This is a genomic window from Streptomyces sp. NBC_00038 (assembly GCF_026343635.1).
GTDB lineage: Bacteria > Actinomycetota > Actinomycetes > Streptomycetales > Streptomycetaceae > Streptomyces.
Genome location: NZ_JAPELQ010000002.1, coordinates 614811 through 637543 on the forward strand (window position 1 = coordinate 614811; position 22733 = coordinate 637543).

General features: G+C 70.8%; 22 protein-coding genes. 13 read left to right on the forward strand and 9 right to left on the reverse strand.

Features of this window, described 5'->3' with window-relative positions:
* Position 1: 1 nt before the first annotated feature.
* Together OG219_RS45860 and OG219_RS45865 are read right to left on the reverse strand one after the other, a co-directional pair.
* Complete coding sequence (locus tag OG219_RS45860; protein ID WP_266837379.1) at positions 2-538, reverse strand: SRPBCC family protein; 537 nt, start codon at positions 536-538, stop codon at positions 2-4.
* A gap of 6 nt (positions 539-544) precedes the next feature.
* A complete protein-coding gene (locus tag OG219_RS45865) occupies positions 545-898 on the reverse strand; it encodes a helix-turn-helix transcriptional regulator (RefSeq protein WP_266837381.1) in 354 nt (117 codons plus the stop codon).
* 180 nt (positions 899-1078) lie between these two features.
* On the opposite strand from OG219_RS45865, the gene OG219_RS45870 reads away from it, so the two are divergent.
* Positions 1079-2581, forward strand: a complete 1503-nt coding sequence (locus OG219_RS45870; protein WP_266837383.1) for an MFS transporter — start codon at positions 1079-1081, stop codon at positions 2579-2581.
* A gap of 53 nt (positions 2582-2634) precedes the next feature.
* Here the strand turns inward: OG219_RS45870 and OG219_RS45875 are convergent, their stop codons facing one another.
* The gene (locus OG219_RS45875; protein WP_266837385.1) at positions 2635-4200 is read right to left on the reverse strand and encodes a bifunctional phosphatase PAP2/diacylglycerol kinase family protein; all 1566 of its coding nucleotides are present in this window, start codon (positions 4198-4200) and stop codon (positions 2635-2637) included.
* 107 nt (positions 4201-4307) lie between these two features.
* Between OG219_RS45875 and OG219_RS45880 the strand changes: the two genes are divergently transcribed.
* A complete protein-coding gene (locus OG219_RS45880) occupies positions 4308-4805 on the forward strand; it encodes an isoprenylcysteine carboxylmethyltransferase family protein (RefSeq protein ID WP_266837387.1) in 498 nt (165 codons plus the stop codon).
* Here the strand turns inward: OG219_RS45880 and OG219_RS45885 are convergent.
* Both OG219_RS45885 and OG219_RS45890 read right to left on the reverse strand, forming a co-directional pair.
* Positions 4745-5974: an MFS transporter gene (locus tag OG219_RS45885; RefSeq protein WP_266837984.1), complete on the reverse strand. Its 1230-nt coding sequence runs from the start codon at positions 5972-5974 to the stop codon at positions 4745-4747. The two genes, OG219_RS45880 and OG219_RS45885, sit on opposite strands and share 61 nt — an antisense overlap.
* Before the next feature lie 232 nt (positions 5975-6206).
* Entirely contained in the window at positions 6207-6641 is a 435-nt protein-coding gene (locus tag OG219_RS45890; protein ID WP_266837388.1) for a protease inhibitor, read from the reverse strand.
* A 309-nt stretch (positions 6642-6950) separates the two neighbouring features.
* On the opposite strand from OG219_RS45890, the gene OG219_RS45895 reads away from it, so the two are divergent.
* The 5 genes from OG219_RS45895 to OG219_RS45915 all read left to right on the forward strand — a co-directional run bounded on the left by OG219_RS45895 (position 6951) and on the right by OG219_RS45915 (position 12291).
* Positions 6951-7508, forward strand: coding sequence for a hypothetical protein (locus OG219_RS45895; protein ID WP_266837389.1), 558 nt, complete (start codon positions 6951-6953; stop codon positions 7506-7508).
* 229 nt (positions 7509-7737) lie between these two features.
* Positions 7738-9321, forward strand: coding sequence for a cytosine permease (locus OG219_RS45900; RefSeq protein WP_266837391.1), 1584 nt, complete (start codon positions 7738-7740; stop codon positions 9319-9321).
* A gap of 21 nt (positions 9322-9342) precedes the next feature.
* The gene (locus tag OG219_RS45905) at positions 9343-10011 is read left to right on the forward strand and encodes a cyclase family protein (RefSeq protein ID WP_266837393.1); all 669 of its coding nucleotides are present in this window, start codon (positions 9343-9345) and stop codon (positions 10009-10011) included.
* A gap of 136 nt (positions 10012-10147) precedes the next feature.
* Positions 10148-11317: a lactate 2-monooxygenase gene (locus tag OG219_RS45910; RefSeq protein ID WP_266837395.1), complete on the forward strand. Its 1170-nt coding sequence runs from the start codon at positions 10148-10150 to the stop codon at positions 11315-11317.
* The gene (locus tag OG219_RS45915; RefSeq protein WP_266837397.1) at positions 11314-12291 is read left to right on the forward strand and encodes a 2-hydroxyacid dehydrogenase; all 978 of its coding nucleotides are present in this window, start codon (positions 11314-11316) and stop codon (positions 12289-12291) included. Before OG219_RS45910 ends, OG219_RS45915 begins: the two co-directional genes overlap by 4 nt.
* A gap of 66 nt (positions 12292-12357) precedes the next feature.
* Here the strand turns inward: OG219_RS45915 and OG219_RS45920 are convergent, their stop codons facing one another.
* From OG219_RS45920 to OG219_RS45935, 4 genes are all read right to left on the reverse strand, one after another.
* On the reverse strand, positions 12358-14235 hold the full coding sequence (locus OG219_RS45920) for an RICIN domain-containing protein (protein WP_266837399.1): 1878 nt from the start codon (positions 14233-14235) through the stop codon (positions 12358-12360).
* Positions 14236-14774: 539 nt separating this feature from the next.
* Positions 14775-15797 carry a pyridoxal-phosphate dependent enzyme gene (locus tag OG219_RS45925; RefSeq protein ID WP_266837401.1) on the reverse strand — a complete coding sequence of 341 codons (1023 nt, stop codon included), beginning with the start codon at positions 15795-15797 and terminating at the stop codon, positions 14775-14777.
* An 88-nt stretch (positions 15798-15885) separates the two neighbouring features.
* Positions 15886-16263 (reverse strand): toxin Doc, encoded by a 378-nt coding sequence (locus OG219_RS45930; protein WP_266471819.1) that lies wholly within the window; start codon positions 16261-16263, stop codon positions 15886-15888.
* A gap of 3 nt (positions 16264-16266) precedes the next feature.
* Entirely contained in the window at positions 16267-16512 is a 246-nt protein-coding gene (locus OG219_RS45935) for a hypothetical protein (RefSeq protein WP_266837403.1), read from the reverse strand.
* Positions 16513-16724: 212 nt separating this feature from the next.
* On the opposite strand from OG219_RS45935, the gene OG219_RS45940 reads away from it, so the two are divergent.
* From OG219_RS45940 to OG219_RS45965, 6 genes are all read left to right on the forward strand, one after another.
* Positions 16725-17990 carry a CdaR family transcriptional regulator gene (locus OG219_RS45940; RefSeq protein ID WP_266837405.1) on the forward strand — a complete coding sequence of 422 codons (1266 nt, stop codon included), beginning with the start codon at positions 16725-16727 and terminating at the stop codon, positions 17988-17990.
* A 69-nt stretch (positions 17991-18059) separates the two neighbouring features.
* Positions 18060-19268 carry an N-methyl-L-tryptophan oxidase gene (solA, locus tag OG219_RS45945; protein ID WP_266837407.1) on the forward strand — a complete coding sequence of 403 codons (1209 nt, stop codon included), beginning with the start codon at positions 18060-18062 and terminating at the stop codon, positions 19266-19268.
* On the forward strand, positions 19265-19912 hold the full coding sequence (locus OG219_RS45950) for an ABC transporter permease (RefSeq protein ID WP_266837409.1): 648 nt from the start codon (positions 19265-19267) through the stop codon (positions 19910-19912). The genes solA and OG219_RS45950 overlap by 4 nt, the downstream gene beginning before the upstream one ends.
* A complete protein-coding gene (locus OG219_RS45955; protein ID WP_323183377.1) occupies positions 19905-20909 on the forward strand; it encodes an ABC transporter ATP-binding protein in 1005 nt (334 codons plus the stop codon). The genes OG219_RS45950 and OG219_RS45955 overlap by 8 nt, the downstream gene beginning before the upstream one ends.
* Positions 20899-21666 (forward strand): ABC transporter permease, encoded by a 768-nt coding sequence (locus tag OG219_RS45960; RefSeq protein ID WP_266837411.1) that lies wholly within the window; start codon positions 20899-20901, stop codon positions 21664-21666. The genes OG219_RS45955 and OG219_RS45960 overlap by 11 nt, the downstream gene beginning before the upstream one ends.
* 95 nt (positions 21667-21761) lie before the next feature.
* Positions 21762-22724, forward strand: a complete 963-nt coding sequence (locus OG219_RS45965) for a glycine betaine ABC transporter substrate-binding protein (protein ID WP_266837413.1) — start codon at positions 21762-21764, stop codon at positions 22722-22724.
* Positions 22725-22733 lie beyond the last annotated feature (9 nt).

A 22733-nucleotide genomic window follows, 5' to 3' on the forward strand; every position in this document is an offset into this window, starting at 1 on the left:
GTCAGCCGAGCCCGGGGACCGGGGCTCCGGAAGGGATCCCGGCCTCGATGTACCGGCGGTAGATCTCCTGCCAGGGGGCGGCGCTCCCGGCGTGCGGTCCTTCGTGCTCCTCGCCGCGGGCATGTGCGTCGAGGGCGCCGAGGCACACCTCCCAGCCGGCGCCGTTGCGGGCGGCGGTGTTCTCGGCCTCCAGGACGTTGGTGAGCGTGAACCGGGTGCGCTTCTCGTCCAGGATCTCCAGGTCGAAGTGCAGTTCGTCGCCGCCCCACTCGAAGGAGAGGTGCCGGGGCGCGTCGACGGCGATGACCCGGCCCGTGGACTCGGGCATGTTCGGGTCGCCGCTGAAGGTGATGGTCCCGCCGGGGCGCAGATCGATCTCGGCGCGGGAGGGGAACCAGTGGACCAGTTCGGCGGGGTCGGTCACGAACTGCCAGACGCGGTCGACGGGGTGGTCGTAGGTCCGGGTGAAGCGGACGGCGGGGCGGCCGTCGTCGAGAGTCAGGTAGGTGCCGGTGGGAGCGGAGGATTCGGCGGACATGGTGGCTCAGTCCTTCGGGGAGGGCTCATCGGGCTGGTCCGACGACTCCCCCGCCGCCCCGTCCAGGCGACGGCCGAGGGCGTCGAGGCTCTCGTTCCACAGCTTCCGGTACGGGGACAGCCAGGCGTCGAGCTCGGCGATCGGGGCCGGGTCGAGCGCGTAGACCCGGCGTTGCGCGTCCTGTCGGACCCGCACCAGGCCGGCGTCTCGCAGTACCCGTAGATGCTTCGAGGTGCTCGGCTGACTGAGCCCGCACGCCTCGACGATCTCACCGACCGGCCGCGGACGCTCGAGGAGCAGCGCGACGATCGCGCGACGGTTCGGGTCGGCGAGCGCGGTCCAGGGAGAGGCATCGGACATGACTCCAATATGCCTCTGCGGTTATATGCCCGTCAAGGAATACTCGGATCTGTTCGTCGCCGAGATCCAGGTCACTCATCGAAACGTTGCAGTTTCGATAGAGGGGGTCTAGTCTCGACGTGTACGAAACCGTTTCGTTTACGTAAACGAAACCCAGAGCGACTTCCCTGGAGTTCCCTCATGCCTCAGACCGTGACTGAAGGTGCCCGTACGGGTGCGGTGGACGCCGCGCCGGCTCAATCGTCGAAGCGGCGGTGGTGGATCCTCGCGATCATCGGGATCGCGCAGCTGATGGTGGTCCTCGACGCCACCATCGTGAACATCGCCCTGCCGTCCGCCCAGGCGGACCTCGGCTTCTCCGACGGCAACCGGCAGTGGATCGTCACCGCCTACTCGCTGGCGTTCGCCTCCCTGCTTCTGCTCGGCGGACGTATCGCCGACCTCTTCGGGCGCAAGCCCGCCTTCCTCGTCGGTGTCGCCGGATTCGCCGCGGCCTCCATGCTGGGCGGCGCCTCGACCAGCTTCGGGATGCTGGTCACCGCACGTGCCCTCCAGGGCGTCTTCGGCGCACTGCTCGCACCGGCCGCGCTCTCGCTGCTGAACACGACGTTCACCGAGGCGAAGGACCGCGCCAAGGCGTTCAGCGTGTTCGGCGCGATCGCCGGCGCCGGTGGCGCGCTGGGGCTGCTGCTCGGCGGTGTGCTGACCGACGCGCTCGACTGGCGCTGGACTCTGTACGTCAACCTCATCTTCGCGATCATCGCCTTCGTCGGCGGTTGGATGCTGCTGAACAACCACCGCGACGCCGCGAACTCCAAGCTGGACCTGCCCGGCACCCTGCTGGTTTCCTCCGGACTCTTCGCCCTGGTCTACGGCTTCTCCAACGCCGAGACGCACGACTGGAGTTCGCCGGCCACCTGGGGCTTCCTGGCCGCGGGCGGGGTGCTGCTGACGGCGTTCGCCCGGTGGCAGACGCGAGCCAAGCACCCGCTGCTGCCGATGCGCGTGCTGCTCGACCGCAACCGTGCCGCTTCGTTCATCGCCATTCTGATCACCGGCGCGGGAATGTTCGGCGTCTTCCTCTTCCTGACCTACTACCTGCAGCTGAATCTGGGCTTCAGCCCGACCAAGACGGGCGTGTCGTTCCTGCCGATGATGGCGGCCCTGATGGTGATGGCCCAGGTCTCCACCACGATCCTGGTGCCGCGCGTCGGACCGAAGATCGTCATCCCGGCGGGCTTCGCGATCGCCGCGATCGCCATGGTCTGGCTGACCGGCATCGATGTCGGCTCATCCTTCTCGACCGCCGTGCTGCCGCAGCTGATTCTGATCGGCGTGGGCCTCGGCATCGTGATGCCGCCCGCGATGTCGCTGGCCACGATCGGGATCGCGGCCGAGGACGCGGGAGTTGCCTCCGCGACGGTCAACACCATGCAGCAGGTGGGCGGTTCGATCGGTACGGCGCTGCTCAACACGCTGGCCGCGAGCGCCGCGGCGAGCTACCTGGCCGGCAAGAACCCGGCCGACAAGCTGGTCCAGGCGCAGTCGACGATCGAGAGCTACACCACCGCCTTCTGGTGGTCGGCCGGCTTCTTCGCCGCGGGCGCCGTGATCGCCTTCCTGCTCTACCGCCCCGGCAAGCTGGAGCAGGACCCGGACGCGGCACAGGTCGTCCACATGTGATCGCGCCTGACCTCAGACCGAGGGGCCGCCGTCTGCAGGGAGACGGCGGCCCCTCATCCGTCCCCCTGCAGACGGCGACCCCTCACGCGTCTTCGGTAGCGGGCCGTCGCTGCGGCGAGGCGGGCCTGCTGCGCCAGCTCGTTCTGCGGTGCGGCCGGCCGGTACACGACGAGCCCCCGGTGCCGTTTCTCCAGCCTCAACTCATCCGGCGTGGGCGCGACTTCACCGTCGTACGCGAGCGTGTCCGTCCCGGTGAGACCCTCCAGCTCGACCCAGGAGACGCGTTCGGCGCTGTAGACCCGGGAGCGGCCGAGGGCGCCGGCGAGCGCAGAGGCGATGACCCTGGTGCGGGCGAACCGGTGGTCACCGTCGATCACGCGCAGGTCGAGCAGGCCGTCGTCCAGGCGCGGCCGGAAGGCAGGGGCGAAGCCGTCCGGGACGTACCGGCCGCTGCCCGCGAACAGCAGCCACAGGCGCCGGGGGCGGCCGTCGACGCGCAGTTCGATGGGCGTCGCGGTGCGCAGCACCCGGGTGAGGGCGACGGCCGCCGCGGGCCACTTGCCCCATCGCTCCTCCAAGTGCTCGCGGAGCCGGACGAGTTCGGGATACAGGCCGATGCTGAAGGTGTTGAGGAACCGCACCTCGTGCCCGGCCGCCGAGCGCGCCACGCCGATGTCCACGGCCACCGCTTCGCCCTTGGCGACCGCGACGGCCGTGTCCTCGAAGTCGGGTACGCCCACGTCCTGCGCGAAGTGGTTGAGCGTGCCGCCGGGGAACACCGCCAGTGCGAGCCCCCGTTCGGCCGCCGCGCGGGCCGCGGCGTTCACGCTCCCGTCTCCTCCGCACACGCCCAGCGCGCCGCCCGCCTCGGAGGCCCGCTCGACCGCCTTGGCGAGCAGCTCGGCGAAGTCGTCGTCCGGGGCGCGTTCGATCAGCTCGGCGTCGGGCAGCAGGTCGCGCAGCCGTTCGGCGGGCGGCAGTGGCGCGGTGGGTGCGCCGGTGCCGGCCCGGCTGTTGACGAAGACGACGAGTCCGCGGCCCCCGGGCAACGCGGGCGCCTGGGCCCCGGGCCGCTCCCGTTCCGGCCGTGCGGAGCGCGGCGGCCACCAGCGGCAGGTCAGCGCGGCGGCCCCGGCGCCGATCGCCATCCCGGCCAGTACGTCCCCGGGGTAGTGCACCCCTACGTAGACGCGCGAGAAGGCGACCGACGCCGCGAAGGGCGCGACCAGGGCCCCGTATCGGGTGGATTCCAGGGCGACTCCGGTCGCGAAGGCCGCGGCGGACGCGGAGTGTCCGGAGGGGAACGACGTGGTGTGCGGCTGCCGTCCGAGGTGCCTGATCCGCGGTACGTGGTCCAGCAGCGGGCGGGGGCGGCGAGCACTCCACTTGATCACCGTGTTGACGGTCAGTGAGGCGAGGACGAGCGAGCCCGTACCGCGCAGGGCCGCCCGCCGGGCGGTACTGCCTCCGACAAGGGCGAGGCCCGCCGCCGCGCCGAACCACAGCCGCCCGTGGTCGGCGGCACGGCTGAGCCGCCGCAGCGCCGGATCCGCGGCGGGGAACCGGGAGGCGGCCACCCGCCCGAACAGCCGCAGATCCAGTTCACCGAGTACGCCCATGTCCCCACTCCTACCGGGAGCGGCGGCGGACCGCATTCCGCCGCGACTCCAACCGGAGCAGCATCCTCACGGTTTACGGCACGGCGTACGGCGGCCATCGTGACCGTATGCGCAGACCCGCGGCAGCGTTCGGCAGCTCCCTCTTCCTGGCACTCGCCCCGGGCACCGTGGCCGTGCTCGTCCCCTGGTGGCTCACCGGGTGGCAGGCCGGTGACTGGTGGGTGCCCGTCCGTCTACTCGGCCTCGTCCCGCTGGCCGCGGGGGCGGTGGTGCTGGTCTCCGCCTTCGTACGGTTCGTCGCCGAGGGCCTCGGCACCCCGGCGCCCGTCGCGCCGACGGAGCATCTGGTGGTGGGCGGGCTGTACCGGCACGTACGCAATCCGATGTACCTGGCGGTCGTGGCCACCATCGCCGGGCAGGCCCTGCTGCTCGCCCGGCCGGTACTCCTGACGTACGCGGCGATCGCCGGGCTCGTGATGTGGGCCTTCGCGCGGTGGTACGAGGAGCCGGAGCTGTCCGGCAGATTCGGCGCGGAGTACGAGCGCTACCGGCGAGCGGTGCCCGGCTGGTGGCCGAGGGCGCGTCCCTGGCGCGGACCCTCGTGACGTGGCAGCAGCGCGATCGATGCCACGGGGATGACGGCGAGGGCCAGCCAGGGCACGGCGGGCGGGAGTCCGGTGTCGAGCAGCGAGCCGGTTCCCGCGCTGCCGACCAGGACGATCAGGCCGGAGACCGAGGACAGGGCGCCGGTGTAGAGGCCGAGCCTGCCGTCGTCGGCGAGGTCCGGCACCCAGGCGCGGGCGGCGGGTGCGACGAGCATCTGGCCGAGGGTGAGCAGGACGACGAAGCCCGCCGCGGGCCCCAGCCCCGCCGTTCCCGTCCACGCGGCGGGCCGGGTCAGCGCCACCACGCCGAACCCGGCGGCGATGAGGAGCAGTCCGGCGGCCATGCACCGGCGCAGGTCGAGCCGGTCCGCCGCCCAGCGGGTGACCGGCAGCTGGGCGGTCACGACGAGCAGCGAGGACAGTGCGAACAGCCAGGCCAGCGGCGCCTGCGAGCCCGTCGCGCGCTCGACCTCCGCGGGGAGGACGAGATAGAGCTGGTTGTACGCCAGCAGGTAGGCGCCGTACGCGCAGCACAGCGCCAGGAAGCGGCGGTTGCGCAGCAGCGCCCGGACGCCTCCCCCGCCCTTCGCCCGCGTCCGGCCGGGGATGTGCTGCGGCAGCAGCCACGCGTGACCCGCCAGGACGAACACGAAGACGGCGGCCCCGGCGAGGCAGACCGCGCGGAAGTCCACGGCCAGCAGCAGCGCGCCGATCAGCGGGCCGACGAACGCGCCGGCCTGTCCGGCCACGGTGAACAGCGCCAGCACGTGCGTACGGGATCCGCGCCCGGCTTCCTCCCAGCACACCGCCTGCCGCGCGACCTCGGACTCCACGGCGGGTGAGAACAGCGCGGCGGCGAAACCGATCAGCAGGACGGCGCCGACGACCGCCCAGGCCTCCCGCGCGTACCCCAGCCACCCGAAGCCGGCGATCCGCAGCGCACATCCGGCGAGTACCACCGGCCGCACCCCGTACCGGTCGGCCAGCGCGCCGCCCACCACGAACAGCCCCTGCTGACTGAACGTCCGCAGTCCGAGCACCAGGCCGACGAGCCAGCCCGCCATCCCGATCGCCGTACCGAGGTGCTCGGCGAGGAAGGGCAGCACGGCGAAGAAGCCGATGTTGAAGGCGAGTTGGGTCAGGATCAGCAGCCGCAGGAGGGGAGACAGCTGCCTCCAGGTGCGGCGGCGGGGGACGGTCTTCGGGCCGCTGGAAGCTGCGGCCTTATTTTCATGGTCGAGCACTTGCATACCCTATGCAGCAATGCCGGGGACCGGCCGACGGCCCCACTCCGTCGAGCCGACCCCCGGTACGAGATCGCGTGGCACTCGCGACGAGCCCCGCCTTCCCCAGTCACGGGCGCTCGTTCGACGCCCACGGGGACCACGCGATCCCGGTCCCTCAGAACGTGAAGACGTTCACCCCATAGGAGTTCTTCACGCACTCGTTCGCGAAGGTGCGCTCGTACGCGACACGCTTGCCCCGCCACACGCCGTCGACGGTGACGACGACGGGGTCGAACTCCTTCGTGCACATGACGCCGGCTCTCACCGAGAGGGCGTCGAAGTCGCCGCCGGTCTCACGGAGTTCGGCGCAGGCCGAGGGGGCGTCGGGGTGGGTGCCGGAGGCGGTCGGGGCGCAGTTCAGCGTGACCGCTCGTTCGGCGGTGACGGTGGCCGCGCTGTGGCCGTGGCCCACGGTGAGCACCAGGGCAGAGGGGGCGTAGAGCGCGGACGGGCCGGGGCCCGGAGCGGCGAGGGCGGATCCGCCCAGGGGCCCGAGGACGGCGGTGGCCGTCAGGGTGAGAGTCGCTGCCAGGCGCGCGGTGGTCGGCATTGTGTGCATCCTTCCGCTCGATCGAAGGCCGTACCGGCTCGGTTTGGTGCCGGTTCAGCGAGCGTGAGTCTGCCGAGTCCGGACCGGAAAGACACATCCGACCCACAGGTTTCAGTAACTTTGAGTATTGAATCAGTGGCGTGAAGTCACGGAATTCGACCGCTCAAGCCCGGAAGCGAGCGCTTACTGATCATCAGGGGAGCCTTCCTGGCCGGATTCCCCCCACTCAGCAATAGGCCTGAAACATTCCGGTTCAGCCCGTGGCGGACCTCCCTTGCACATCCGCGCATCCGGAGTAATCGTCATTACATGATTACAACAGAGCAGCACGAGAAGCTGCGCGGCTGGTTCGCCGGCCGCCTGCCCGACGATCTCTTCGAGAGCCTGGCGGAGGTGACGGTCGACCGCGAGGAGATCACGGTCGTCGGCCGCATCCCCGAGCCCCGGCTCGCCGAAGGCGCCTCGGACGCCGAGAAAGAGGCTGCCGTCCAGGCACGTGTCCAGGAATTCCGGGAGCGCACGCGCGAGGAGCGGATCGCGGTGGCGCGCGAGGCGGAGCACCGGTTCCGCAAGAAGGTCTCCTGGGGTGTGGAGTGCGGCGGCGAGCGCGCCCTGTTCACGCACATCGCGGCGCCGGTCATGACCCGGCTGCGGCAGCCCGAGCGCCAGGTCCTCGACACCCTCATCGCCGCCGGTGTGGCCCGCAGCCGCAGCGACGCCCTCGCCTGGTGCGTACGCCTGGTGCAGCGCCACACCGACGACTGGCTCGCGGAACTGCGGGACTCGCTGGAGCACGTGCAGCGGGTCCGGGCCCAGGGTCCGGACGCCGAGCCGCAGGACACCCCGGCCGCCGACGACGAGGAGTGACACCTGCCCCTGCCCCTCCATGGAGCAATCGTCCAGCGAAGACGCGAAAGATGGATGGTCCGTCCTCTGGTGCCGTGGTGACACGCCGCCTTAGCGTCGGCAGACCCCGCGAGGACGCCATCCGCTCACGCCGCGCACCCCAGCGGCGACAACCGGCCGTCCCTCTCCCCGCGCCACAACGCGCTCCACCGCCCTCAGGGGTACAGGCAGCACTTCGCTGGAGCACTCTTTGTCCGACAACTCCCCGACCACCGCTCCCCCGTCGCTCACCGAGGTCGAGACGTACGGCGTCGAGCGCATCCCCGACGCGGACCGCACCGCGTCCCCTCTCGACCTGTTCCGGGTCGCCTTCGGCGGTGCGAACACCTTCTCCACCTGCGTCCTCGGGGCTTTCCCCATCCTCTTCGGCCTCTCCTTCTGGCAGGGGCTCGCCGCGACACTCCTCGGAGTCGTCGTCGGCGCGCTGATCCTGTGCCCGATGGCGGTGTTCGGCCCGGTCAACGGCACGAACAACGCGGTCGCCTCCTCCGCGCACCTGGGCGTGCACGGCCGCATCGTCGGCTCGTTCCTCTCCCTGCTCACGGCCGTCGCGTTCTTCTCGATCTCGGTGTGGAGCTCCGGCGACGCCCTGGTCGGCGGCGCGCACCGGCTCTTCGGCCTGGAGCGCAGCGATCTGTCGTACGTCGTCGCCTACGCGCTGTTCGGCGCGCTGGTCCTCGCGGTGTGCGTGTACGGATTCCGGTTCATGCTGTTCGTCAACAAGATCGCGGTGACCTCCGCGACGGTCCTGTTCCTGCTCGGCGCGATCGCCTTCGCCGGTGACTTCGACCCCTCGTACGCGGGTGTCTTCACGTCCTCTGCCGACTCGGCGACGCAGGCGCTGTTCTGGCCCTCCTTCATCGGTTCGGCGCTGATCGTGCTGTCCAACCCGGTCTCCTTCGGCGCGTTCCTCGGCGACTGGTCGCGCTACATCCCGGCCGACGCGCCGCGCCGCAGGGTGGTCGGGGCCGCGTTCCTCTCCCAGATCGCGACCCTGCTGCCGTTCGTCTTCGGCCTGGCGACCGCGAGCATCATCGCGACGAAGGCCCCGGAGTACGTCGATCCGGCGGCCCCCGACTTCGTGGGCGGGCTCCTCGCCATCTCGCCGAGCTGGTTCTTCCTGCCGGTGTGTCTGCTCGCGCTGATCGGCGGCATGTCGACGGGCACGACGTCGTTGTACGGAACCGGGCTCGACTTCTCGTCCGTGTTCCCCCGGTTGTCGCGGGTCCAGGCGACGCTGCTGGTCGGCGTGCTGTCGATCGCGTTCATCTTCGTCGGGCGCTTCGGGTTCGACCTGGTGCAGTCCATCTCCACCTTCGCCACGATGATCATCACCTGCACCACGCCGTGGATGGTCGTGATGATCCTGGGCTTCTACACCCGGCGCGGCTGGTACGACCCGGACGCCCTCCAGGTCTTCAACCGCCGTCAGCGCGGCGGCCGTTACTGGTTCGCGCACGGCTGGAACTGGCGAGGCATGACCGCCTGGTGGGTGGCCGCGGTGATCGGTGTCCTGTTCACCAACATCCCCGGGCAGTTCGTCGGGCCACTGGGCGATCTGGCCAACGGCATCGACATCAGCCTGCCGCTGTCGCTGGCCGTCGCCGCCGTCCTCTTCCTCTCACTACTGCGGCTCTTTCCCGAACCCCGGGCCGTTTACGGGCCTGAGGGTGCACGGTTGGCGCGTACGGTCGATGTTCCGGTAGCGGCGATCACCGGACCGGGCGCGAAGGCCGAAGACCCGGCGCCCGCGCTCGCCGTCGAGGGCAACTGAGCAAGTCCTGGAGGGGAATTGATGGAGTCCTGGCTCGATCTGTCCGTCCCCCTGGTCGCCGGGATGCCCGTGTATCCCGGCGACCCGCAGGTAGATGTGGAAAGAGCGCTGCGGGTCGCGACGGACGGGGTCAACGTCCTGCGGCTGCACATGGGTTCGCAGTCCGGGACACATGTGGACGCGCCCTACCACGTGAACTCGGCCTGGCCCACGCTCGACCTGCTCCCCCTGGAACGCTTCGCGGGACCGGCGGTGCTGGCGGACGTCCGAGGTCTCCCACCCGGAACGCCGATCACGCCCGGCCTGCTCGCGCCCGCGCTGAGTCTCCTCCACCTCCAGCCCGGCGCGATCCTGCTGCTCGCCACCGGCTGGTCGGCGTACTGGGGCACGAACCAGTACTTCGCCCACCCCTGGCTCACGCCGGAGGCCTCGCAGATACTCGTCAACGCGGGTGTCCGCACGGTCGGAGTGGACGCGCTGAGCGTGGATCCCATGGGCAGCAGGGACCTCCTCGCGCACCGGGTCCTGTGCGGCGCGGGAGGGGTGATCGCCGAGAACCTGACCGGTCTCGACCTCGTGGCCGGCGCGCAGACCGCTGGGTACTCGATCGAGGTCTTCCTGTTCCCCTTGCGGCTGGCGGGGGCCGACGGGGCCCCGGTCAGGGCCACGGCGCGGATCCGCCGCAACTGAGTTCCGGTCCCGGTCCGCGGGCTGCCGACTCGCCGCCCCCGGAACACCGGAACCCGCCCAGTGGACGGACCTTGTCGCAGTCGCAAGGATCAACCTCGTACAGCGCGGTCTGAGGGACGAGAGGCGGGACGTACGGATGGCGAAGCACTGGGCCGACTTCCAGTACGAGATCTATCTCAACGGAATGACGGGGGCCGTACCTCGGCTGCCGACCGATCTGACCCGGCTGGAGGAGCTCACCGAGCAGCGGCTCGGGCCCGGTCCGGTCGGCTATGTGGCGGGCAGCGCGGGCAACGGAAGCACCGCGCGGGCCAACCGGGAGGCGCTGGAGCGGCGGCGGATCGTGCCGCGCATGCTGCGCGATGTGCATGAACGCGACCTGTCCGTGGAGGTGTTGGGGCGCCAGTTGCCGGCGCCACTCGCGCTCGCGCCCGTCGGCGTGCTGTCGATCATGCATCCGGACGCGGAGTCCGCCGCCGCGCGGGCCGCCGCGGCTCAGGGCGTCCCGTACATCCTGTCCTCGGCGTCCAGCACACCCATGGAGCAGGTCGCGGAGGCGATGGGCGACGCGGAGCGCTGGTTCCAGCTGTACTGGGCGAAGGACCGCGAGGTCACCCTCAGCTTCCTGAACCGGGCGAAGGCGGCCGGGTTCACCGCGCTGTTCGTCACCCTCGACACGCCCCTCCTCGCCTGGCGTCCGCGCGATCTCGACCAGGCGTATCTGCCGTTCCTGCACGGCGTGGGCACCGCCAACTACTTCTCCGACCCGGCGTTCCAGGCGGGCCTGGCCAAGCCGGTGCACGAGGACCCGAACGCTGCGGTGATGCACTTCGTGGGCATGTTCGCGGATCCGGGCAAGACATGGCCGGACCTGGAGTTCCTGCGGGAGAACTGGGAGGGGCCGATCGTCCTCAAGGGAGTCCTGCACCCGGACGACGCCCGTCGCGCGGCCAGTGCCGGAATGGACGGCGTGGTCGTCTCCAACCACGGCGGCCGCCAGGTGGCCGGTTCCGTCGCCGCGGCGGACGCGCTGCCGCGTGTGGTGGAGGCGGCGGGCGACCGGCTGACCGTTCTCTTCGACAGCGGGATCCGCACGGGCGACGACATCTTCAAGGCGCTCGCGCTCGGCGCGCAGGGCGTCCTCGTCGGACGTCCGTACGCGTACGGACTCGGGCTCGACGGTCAGGCGGGCGTCGAGCACGTGATCCGCTGCCTGCTCGCCGAGTTCGACCTCACGCTGGCCCTGTCCGGGCACGCCCGCCCCTCCACCATCGGTCCCGACGACCTGATCGAGGGCATCGCATGACCGAGACGAAGAACGTCCTCGCCGTCGTCTCACCGCATGTCGGCGGCCGCAGGGCGGGCGCGGCGCTCGCCGCCCTGTTCCCCGAGGGGGTCCGTGTCACCGTCGTCGCGGCCGCCGAGGAGGACCCGGTCGCGCTGCGGCAAGCCCACGTCGTCATCACAGCGCTCAGCCCGGTGACCGCCGAACACATCGCCGCCGCACCGGACCTGGAGCTGATCCAGTGCGCGAGTCACGGCTTCGACTACGTCGACCTGGAGGCCGCGCGGGCCAAGGGTGTACACGTGTGCAACATCGGCTCCAGCGGCGCCGAGAAGCAGAACGTGGCCGAGCAGACCTTCGCCCTGATGCTCGCCCTCGCCAAGCAGCTGGTCCCGGCGCACACCGCGCTCGTCGACGCCGACTGGGCGCTGCCGAGGCTTCAGCGGTCCATCACCGAGCTGTCCGGCAAGACGCTCGGCATCATCGGGCTCGGGCACATCGGCAAGGAAGTCGCCCGCCGCGCGGCCGCGTTCGACATGAGCATCGTGTACGCGAGCCGGCGGTCCACCGGCCCGGAGGAGGCGGCCCGGCTCGGCGGCGCCCGCCATGTCGAGCTCGACGAACTGCTGCGTACGTCGGACTACATCACGCTGCACCTACCGCTCACCGACGAGACGCGGCACCTGCTGGACGCGGAGCGGCTCGCGCTCCTCAAGCCCACCGCGTTCCTCGTCAACACCGCGCGGGGCGCCCTGATCGACCAGGACGCCTTGGCGGACGCGCTGGAGGCGGGCGCCCTGGCCGGAGCGGGCATCGACGTCTTCGACCCCGAACCGCCCACCTCGGCCCTGCGGTTGCTCAAGGCCCCGAACGTGGTGCTCTCCCCGCATGTCGCGGGGGTCACGCGCGAGACGGTCGTCCGGATCGCGCTGGCGGCCGTCCACAACGCCACCGAGTTCATGAACGGCAAGCCGCCGCGGGACGTCGTCTCGTGATCCCTCGTCCCGCGACCGCTCCTCTCGTAACCCCTGCATCTCATGACCCCCTGCGTCTCGTAACCCCTACAGGCCAACTCCCCGGACGACCGCGGTGAGTTCCGCGATCAGCGGCAGCACGGGCTCCGGGCTCGCGTCGTCGCTGACGTTCACGGATCGGCGTTCCTGGTAGGGCGCCGACTCGGTCGCCTCCGGGGCGACCGGCACGCCCGTCGGCTGTTCGCCCGGAGGTGGCCCGGCCGGCGGCCCGGGTGAGCTGTCGTCGGCGGGCGGCGGGGGGCTCGCCGGCCCCGGCGCGAGGCTGTTCGTGCCCGAGACCGACAGCGACTCGGGGGCCGCCGAGGGGGCGTCGGTGCGCCACCGCTGCGCGTCGGAGCCGTCTCGGACCTTGACAACGATATCGGCGCCGGGGTCCGTGGAGCTGGGCGCGACGGCGAGCCGCTCGCTCCATCGGGGCAGCAACTCGCCCCGCACGGTGAGGTCGTAGCGCACGTCGTCCCCACGCGCCGTGTCCTGTGCGGCGCAGCGGTCCAGCACCACGAAGCCGTCGTCGGCGCGGGAGTCCAGGCACAGTTCGGGGTCGGCGACGCTGCGCAGCAGGCCGTCGCCCCCGTACGACCACTGCTGCGTCCACGCGGAGGAGCACACCCCCAGTACGGTCTCGGCGCCGGCCTTCGCCTCGCCGCCCCGGATGTCGAGGCACAGGTCGGCGGCGAAGTTGCGCAGCCGGGTCTGCTCGGTGGTGGTGGGGAGTCCCGCCGAGGTGGGGGGCGAGGACACGGCCGGCGGATCCTCGGAGCCGGGCGCGGGTGACAGCGTGCGGCTGCTGCTCGCACCGGTGGTGGCGGTGGGGTCGGCGCCGCCGTCGTCGTCCGACCACAGGCTGGTGGCGAGGACGGTCACGAGCAGGGTGACCGATACCAGGCCCGCTCCTGTGATCAGAGCCTTCGCGTGCCGCTGTGCCGGTTCGGGCAGGCGGCGCGGAGTGGGGATCTGGGACAGCAGGCGATGGCGTCCCCCGCTGCCAGGAAGTCCGCTTCCCGGGAGTACGCCGCCGCTGCCCTGGCGCCTGCCGCCGAACGGGGATCCGCCACGGGGGCGCGCTCCTTGCTGTGTGCGTCCCGGGCGGGAGTCGAGATAGCGCCGGGCGCCCCAGCCGAGTACCGCTTCGGCGAGCAGAAGGCCCAACCCGCCCTCGAAATGGCTGAGTTGCTCGGCGGCGAAACGGCAGTAGCGGCACTCCATCAGATGCTGTTGGACATCGGGCAGCAAGGCGCCGCCGCGGCGAATGGGGACGTCCAGCAGCCGGTTGTAGAAACCGCATTCCTTGCTCGGCGCGAGTTCCTGGTGGGCGCGTACACAGCCCTGGCGGAATTGCTCGCGGGCTTGCTCCAGAGCGGCCGACGCGGTGTCGGTATCCATGCCCGACAGACCGGCTGGTACGGATATGTGCTCGGCTTCGACCTCGGTGTGCCACAACAGGCTCTGGGCGAGTGGCGGCAGAGCGTGGAATGAGCGCTCGGCGAGCTTCCGGTTTTCGGCCGTCATGGACTTGGCCGCACGCATACCGCGGCCTCCGGCGGGTTTCCTCAAGTCCGGCAGCACGCCGGATATGCGGTCCTCCGCGGACCACGCCTTGACGGTGTCCCGCACGGTCACGAGAAGCCGGGGCCGCACGGCGAGGCCGGTCTCGCCGCGTATCAGGCGGTCGAGCACCTGGTGGAAGGAGGCCCCGGCCACCATCGAGGCGACGTTCGCCGAAGAGGCGAGACAGATGACCGAGTAGTCGTACGCCGGCTGCCAGTGCCGGGCCATCAGCAGGGCGACGGGATGGGCGGTCCCGCCCTCCGGCCGGCCTCTCAGCTGGGCGGCGAGGCTCTCATCGGATTCGTCGGGAGCACCGCCGGGAGGATAAGGGGGACGTGGGGGGTGGGGGGTGTGCACAGAGCGGGTTCCTTCCAAGGCACAAGGCGGCACATAGAAGTTGTTCACCACCGAAAAGGAGCTCCTGATTGGTGCATACCTTTTGGCGGAGCACCGGGATAAGGGTCGGGGCGAACGCCGTACGACGAACCATCGGTGTTGAGCTCTTTGAGCTCTCAACAGACCGGAATGGCGAACAGCGATTCGGACCCGCCATTGACCCAGCGCAGGAAGGTCACCCTCGCACGAAATGCTCATGACCAACAAGACACTTGAGTAACATCCGCACCACTGAAAGTAAGTCGGACCCGGCCCGCAACTCTTGCGACTCGCACCGGCTTTCGAAATTTCATGCGCCCCGTGTGAACCGCGCGCTCGCGCCGGTGGCCCGCGCACGCTCCCGGCGCACGGAACCGGGTAGTCCACTGGAACCGGCCCCTTCTCGGAGGCCCCGCGCGGGACGGCGGCTCTCCCGCGCGAAACCGGCCGCCGACCCCGTTCCTCCCGCCCTCGGTCGGCGGCCCCGAGGGCGGGTCGACCCACGCCTCCTCCCTCCGCGGTCAGTTCTCGACGGGCCCTTCGGTACTGAGCAGGACGACGACCGAGGCGGGGTCGAGCGTGAGGCCCTGACCGGCGGCGATCCGGATGCCGGCCAGAGACGCGGCGCCGCAGGGGCCACTGAGGACGCCGAGGGCCGCGAGGTCACGGGCGGCGCGAGCGCTGTCGGCGTCGGTGACGGCGACCGCCGCGTCCAGGCCGTCACGGAGGAAGGGCCAGGCGAGGCCCGAGGGGGTACCGCAGTTGAGCCCAGCCATGGTCGTGTCGCCGGTGGTCACGCTCACCGGCCGGCCCTGCGTGAGGCTCGCCAGCACGCAGGCCGCCGCTTCGGGTTCCACGGACAGCAGGACCGGTCCGGGGGCGGAGCGGCTGCGGTAGTGCGTCACGGCCGCCTGCGCGAGCGAGCCCACGCCGACCGGGACGGCCACGAGATCGGGCGATTCGGCTCCCGCGGCGGCCAGTTGGGAGTCGATCTCGGCGAACAGGGTGGAGTAGCCCGCCACGATCCAGGCCGGAATCTCCTCGTAGCCGGGCAACGCGGTGTCCTGCACCAGGACGCTGCCGGGCTCGTCCGCGATCGCCGCGGCGCGGCGCACCGCCTCGTCGTACGGGCCGTCGACCCGCGTCACCCGCGCCCCTTCGCCTGCGATGGCGTCCACGGCGCCCTGACGCACACCCTTCGGCACGAGGACATGGGCGCGCTGCCCGAGGAGCCGGGCCGTCCGCGCCACGGCCCGGCCGTGGTTGCCGTCGGTGGCGGTGACCAGCGTGAGCGGGCCGTCGGCCGTGGCGAGGATCCGGTGGATCGCCCAGGACGCGCCCAGCGCTTTGAACGCGGGCAGGCCCAGGCGGGACGACTCGTCCTTGACGAAGACGCGGGCCACACCCAACTCGGCGGCGAGGGGAGGCAGTTCAGTGAGCGGAGTGGGCGCGTAGCCGGGCAGAGCGGCGTGGAAGGCGCGCACCTCGTCGGGGGCGGGCGGACAGGTCCAGTCCCGGGCGGCAGGTCTCATGATCAGGCGCATACGACCAGCGTGCCACCCGCTCCTCTCGCGGCACCGTGTCGGAACAGCTCTCGCGGCACCGTGTGAGATCAGCTCTCGCGGCACCGTGTCAGATCTGCCACGACCGCAATCGGTCCGCTGCTCCATAGACGTCCGTCTTGCCGTCGATCAGATCGCGGGCGAGATCGACGAGGGCGCCGTACGGCGGGTCGATACCGACGCCGCTGACGAACATGTACGCGACCGCCGCCGAACAGGCGAAGCGGGCGTTGGCGGTCGGCAAGGGCTTCAGCAGGGCCAGGGTGTGCAGGAGCGCGGCGGCGCGCCAGGCCGGGTCGGAGTCGACGCCGAGCCGGGGCGGGTCGACGCGGTGTCGGGCCACTGCGGCGACGAGCGCCGAGAAGTCGTTGACCGTGGGCTGGTCGGGCATGACCTCTTCGTGGCGCTGGAGCAGCCAGGGCACGTCGATGTGGATGACGGGGGCCATGGGTCAGGCGGCCCGCCCTTCGCCGTTGCCGGGTGGTTCGTCCTCGGGGAAGGCGGCGGCGAACTCGGCCGCGTGCGCCGCGAAGAACCGGCGGAACACCTCCGCGCCTTCCTGCAGCGCCCGGTGCCGCACGATGTCCGCCGCGGCGGCCTCCCGCACCAGGGCCTTCATCGACGTACCGCGCTCCTTGGCGATCTGCCGCAGATCCTCTAGCTCGCGGTCACTGAACTCCACGTTGAGAGCTGGCATGCCCTCACGGTACCGCGCGGGTACTTACCCGTAAATACCACCAGGTCACGGGCCATGCACTGCGGTACCTGCGAACCAATTCCGAGCGGCTCGACACCTTGACCTCGCCCGGCTCGCCGTCCCACTGGAGGCGGGCTTTCGGAGGGCGCGACTCCGCAAGTCCGTAACACTCCCCCGTAGACCGCCGTAACACACCGGCTCCACAGTGGGGCATGAGTGTTGAGCAGATTCAGACACTGGTGGACACACTCGCGGCTCGTCTGGGGCGCGCCGTGGTCGTGGACGACCAGGAACTGCGTTTGGTCGCGGTGAGCGAGGACTTCGGGGATGCCGATCCCGCCCGCATCTGGTCGCTGCTGCACCGCAGGACACGGCCCGAGGACGTGTGCTTCGACAAGATCAAACGGTCCACGGGCCCGGGTCATATCCCGGAGAACCCGGACCTCGAGCTGTGGCAGCGGCTGTACGTTCCCATCCGCTGCCGCGGACTGCTCCTCGGCTTCGTCTGGATCACGGACCGGTACGGCGATCTGCCCGACGCCCAGATCGCCGACGCGGCCCGCACGGCGGAGACACTCGGCTCACTCATGTACGGCCGGTGGCTCGCAGCCGGGCACGAGCACGGCGTACGGCGGCAGTTGGTCGAGCAGTTGCTCAGCCAGGATGCCGAGACGCGTCGTGCGGCGCGCGAAGAGGTCCTCGACCGGGGGCTGTTCGACGTCGACGGGCCGGTGGCGGTGCTGCTGGCAGGCCGTGGCGGCGGCGCCGAGGGCGAGGACGCGGGGCCCGCCTTCGCGGCGGCCGTGGAGCGGTTCTGCCGGGGCCTGCCAAGCGGGTCCGTGCTCGCCGCGTGCTGGCCCCGGCGCGCGACCGTGATCCTCGCCCTGCGCCCGGCCGACCCGGACGCGGAGCTCGCCAGGGCCGCCCACTCGCTGCTCGCCGAGCTCACCGTTGAACCCGCCCTCGCCGGATGCCGGCGCGTCGGGGCAGGCGGCCCGGTGCCCGCGCTGGCGGCGCTGCCCACGGCGAGACGCCAGGCGGACATCGCGCTGTCCGCCGCGGGCGCCGGCACCGTCGCCCTCTGGTCCGAACTCGGTGCCCACGCCCTGCTCGCCCAGCTCGCGCCCCCGGTCTGGGACGACACGCTCATCCCACAGGGTGTGCTCACCCTGTTCGCGGACCCCTCCGCGGCCGTGCTCGTGCCGACCCTGGAGACGTATCTCGACTGTGCCGGCGACGTACAGCGCACCGCACGGGAACTGTGCGTGCACCGCACCACGCTCTACTACCGGCTCGGCCGGGCCGAGCAGATCTCCGGGCTGAGTCTGCGCGACGGCCGCGACCGGCTGCTGCTGCACCTGGTCCTCGGGCTGCGCCGCCTGCACGGAGCGGCGGTTCCAGCTCAGGTCCTTCGACGCCCCGCCCTTCCTACATATGTCGAAAGCGAGGCCTCGAACGTCCGACGTCGTGCCGGATGACCCCGCTCGGGCACTGCTGCGACTCTTCCGAACACCAGCAGCACGCCCACCACAGCGGGAGGATGCCGGATGAAGAAGAGGTACGCGCACATCGTGCTCGGCGTCGGGGGCATCGGCAGCGCCGCCGCCTACTGGCTCGGCAGGCAGAGCGGCGGTGACGTCCTCGCCGTCGAGCAGTTCGGGCTCGGGCACGACCGCGGTGCCTCCGAGGACCACTCACGGATCATCCGGCACTCGTACCATTCGACCGACTACACGGCCCTCACCCGTGACTCCTACGACCACTGGCGGGAACTGGAGAAGGAGACCGGGCTGCCGCTGCTGCACATCACCGGCGGTCTGCATCTGGCCCCGGTGGGCAGCGCGGGCGAGGCGGAGCTGGGCAGTTACGCGCGAGCCCTCGCCCAGCAGGGCCACCGCTACCAGGTCCTGGACGCGGGCACCCTGCGCGGTCGCTGGCCGCAGTGGCGGATCGGCGACGACGTACTCGGCCTGTTCCAGGCGGAGTCCGGGATCCTCGACATACGCCGGGCGAACGCCGCGCATGTCTCGCGGGCGCTCGCGCTCGGCGTGACCTTCTTGGAGAACTCGCCGGTACGGAAGGTCGTTCCGCATCCCGACCACGTCGAGGTGCACACCGACGACGCGGTGTACGAGGGCGGCACGCTGACCGTGTGCGCCGGTTCCTGGACCGGGACAGCGCTGGCCGGTCTCGACCTGGACATCCCGCTCACCCTCACCCAGGAACAGGTCACCTACTTCGCGGCGCCGGACCTGCGCCCGTTCGCACCGGACCGCTTCCCCATATGGATCTTCCACGGGCACGACCGGACCTTCTACGGCTTCCCGGTGTACGGCGAGGCGGCGGTGAAGGCCGCCCGTGACATGTCGGGCCGTTTCGTCACCCAGGAGACCCGCTCGTACGAACCGAATCCCGAGCAGACCGAGGAGGTCGCGGAGTTCCTGGCCGAGTACCTGCCGGGCGCCGTCGGCCCCGAACTGCTCAGCAAGACCTGCGTCTACGACCTCCCGGCCGACCGGAACTTCGTCCTGGACACCGTGCCGGGACACCCCAACATCTCCGTCTTCGTGGGGGCGGGGCACGCGGCCAAGTTCGCGGGGCTGATCGGCCACATCCTCGCCGACCTGGCGACGAAGGGCGGCACGGACTGGCCCATCGAGGCCTTCGCCGTCGACCGCCCGGCGATCACGGACCCCGACCACCCGAGCGACTTCAGGTTCGCCGAGGCCGCGCGGAATCCGGAGGGCGGGTCATGACCTTCGGTGAGTATCTGCAGCGCCGCGGCGACCTGCTCCTTGACCAGGCAGCGCAGCACGCCCTCCTTGTGGCGCTCGCGGTCCTGATCGCCACGGCCGTCTCGGTCGGCACCGGTGTGCTCGCCTGGAACCGGCCCCGGCTCGCCGCGGCCGCCACGGCGACCGCCGGCGGGCTGCTCACCCTTCCCTCCTTCGCACTGCTCGGCCTGCTGATCCCGCTGCTCGGCCTCGGCTGGGCTCCCTCGCTGACCGCGCTCACCCTCTATTCGCTGCTGCCGATCCTGCGCAACACCGTGGTGGGCCTGGGCGAGGTCGACCCGGCCGTCGTCGAGGCGGCCCGCGGGATGGGCCTCGGCCCTGCCCGGGTGCTCGCGATCGTCCAACTCCCGCTCGCCTGGCCGTACATCCTGACCGGAATCCGTGTCGCCACGCAGATGGTGGTGGCCATCGCGGCGATGGCCGCCTACGTGGCCGGTCCGGGGCTCGGCCTGCCGATCTTCGACGGGCTGTCCCGGCTCGGCTCCGCGAACGCGCTCAACGAAGCGATCGCCGGAACCGTCGGCGTCGTCCTCGTCGCGCTCGCCTTCGACCTCTTCTACGTACTGCTGCGCCGCCTGACCACCCCGAGGGGGCTCCATGTTTGACACCGCGCGCACGGGCCGCGGCCTGAGCATCCGCCTCGACGAGCTCACCAAGGTCTATCCGGGGCAGCGGGAACCCGCCGTCGACAAGGTCACCATGGAGATACCGGCCGGGCAGACCACGATGTTCGTCGGGCCGTCGGGCTGCGGCAAGACCACCACGATGAAGATCATCAACCGGCTGATCGAACCGACTTCCGGCACGGTCTCCATCGACGGCCAGAACGTGCTGGGCCTCGACCCGAACGAGCTGCGCCGCCACATCGGTTACGTGGTCCAGCAGATCGGTCTCTTCCCGCACATGACGATCGCGCAGAACATCGGGCTCGTGCCCAAGCTCCTCGGCTGGAGCAAGGCCAAGGTGAGCGCGCGGGTCGACGAGCTGCTTGAGATGACCGGGCTCGACCCGGCCGCCTTCCGCGCCCGCTACCCCCGGCAGCTCTCCGGCGGGCAGCAGCAGCGCGTCGGTGTCGCCCGGGCCCTGGCCGCCGATCCCCCCGTTCTGCTGATGGACGAGCCGTTCGGTGCCACCGACCCGATCACCAGGGAGCGGCTGCAGACCGAATTCCGGCGGCTCCAGCGGGAGTTGGGCAAGACGGTCGTCTTCGTCACCCATGACTTCGAGGAGGCGCTGAAGCTCGGCGACCGGATCGCCGTCCTCGCCGAGCGCTCGCGGATCGTCCAGTACGACACACCGGCGCGACTGTTGGCCGCTCCGGCCGACGACTACGTACGCAGCTTCATCGGCTCCGCCCCGTACCTGAAGCAACTCGCCCTGGCGACTGTGGCCGACGTGAAGCTGGGCCCGGTGCCGGCCGCCTCCAACTCGCTGCCCACCGTGGACGGTTCGGCCTCCCTGCGGGACGTGATGGATCTGATCCTCCAGCGGGGCGGCGAGTCGGTGACCGTCGTGGACGAGGCGGGCGCGGTCACCGGCGCGCTGGCCTTCGCGGACGTGTGCCGCGCCCTGTCGGCACAGGAGGAGACCCATGTCGGTTGAATCCCTGTCACCTGTCAAGGTCCCGGCACTCCGCCGACCGGCCGCCCTCCGGCACCTCGGCACCCCAGCCGCCCTCGCCCTGGTGCTCGGCACCCTCTATCTCTGGGTATCGGCCCAGGAGTTGGACTCCATCGAGCGGCGAACCCTGAACCGTACGTACATCGTGGAGCGGGTCACCGAGCATCTGCGGCTCAGCTTCACCGCCGCGCTGCTCGTCGTCGTCATCGCCGTCCCGGCAGGAATCCTCGTCACCCGGCCACTGCTGCGCCGGGCGACCCCACTGGTGCTCGTCATCGCCAACGCGGGACAGGCCGTCCCCGCGATCGGACTGCTCGTCCTGCTCACCATCCAGCTCGACGTGGGCTTCCGTACGGCGGTCATCGGCCTGGTCGCCTCCGCGGTGCTCCCGGTGCTGCGCAACACGATCACCGGCATCGATCAGGTCGACCGCTCCCTCGTGGAGACCGCACGGGGCATGGGCATGCGGCCCGTACAGGTGCTGCTGCTGGTCGAGTTGAAGCTCGCCGTGCCGGTGATCCTCGCCGGGCTGCGCACCGCCCTGGTCTTCGCGGTCGGTACGGCGACCATCGCCACCTTCGTCAACGCGGGCGGTCTCGGCGACATGATCGTCAACGGCATCAAGCTCCAGCGGATGCCGGTCCTCGTCACCGGCAGCGTGCTGGCCTGCGCCGTCGCCTTCCTCCTCGACTGGCTCGGCGGCGTCGCCGAGAGCCTCCTCAAACCCAAGGGTCTGTAGGCCCGACCGGGTCGCCTTGTCGAATCATGCGGCCCCGCATCGCACGCCCGTCCCCCTCACCAGCACGGAGTCTCGCCATGCCCATGCCCATGCCCATGCCTCTGCCTCGCCCTGCCAGAACCTCCGCCCTGCTCGCCTCGGCCGCCGCGACCGCGCTGCTCGTCTCCGGTTGCGGCGGCGACACCCAGGCCGCCACCGGCAGCGCCGGCGACGAACTCGACGGCGCCACCCTCACCGTGGGCTCCAAGGACTTCACCGAGAACATCGTGCTCGGCCAGATCACCATGAAGGTGCTCCAGGCGCATGGCGCCGAGGTCGAGGACAAGACCAACATCAAGGGCTCGGTCACCACCCGCCAGGCTCTCACCAGCGGTGATATCGACCTGTACTGGGAGTACACCGGCACCGGCTGGATCAGCTACCTCGAACACACCACCCCGATCGCGGACGCGACGGAGCAGTACGAGGACGTGCGCGACGAGGACCTGGAGAAGAACAAGATCGTGTGGCTGGAGCCCGCGCCCCTCAACAACACCTACGCCCTCGCCCTGCGCGAGGACACGGCGAAGGAACTGGGTCTGACCAAGCTCTCCGACATCGCGGCCCTCGCCAAGTCCGACCCGTCCAAGGCGACCTTCTGTCTGGAGAGCGAGTTCTCCACCCGCGACGACGGCTGGCCCGGCGTGGAGAAGACGTACGACATCGACGTGCCCGACGACAACATCAAGATGCTCGACACCGGCGTCATCTACAACGAGACCGGCGAGGGCAAGACCTGCACCTTCGGCGAGGTGTTCACCACCGACGGCCGCATCGAATCACTCAAGCTCAAGGTGCTGGAGGACGACAAGCACTTCTTCCCGGTCTACAACGCGTCGCTGACACTGCCCGATGCCATCGCGGACAAGTACCCGGAGATCGCCGAGATCATGGCGCCGGTCACCGCGAAGCTCACCGACGCGACCCTGCAGAAACTCAACGCGGACGTCGACGTGGACGGCCTGACCCCCGAGGAGGCGGCCCAGGACTGGCTGGACTCCAAGGGCCTTCTCAACTGACCTCACTGC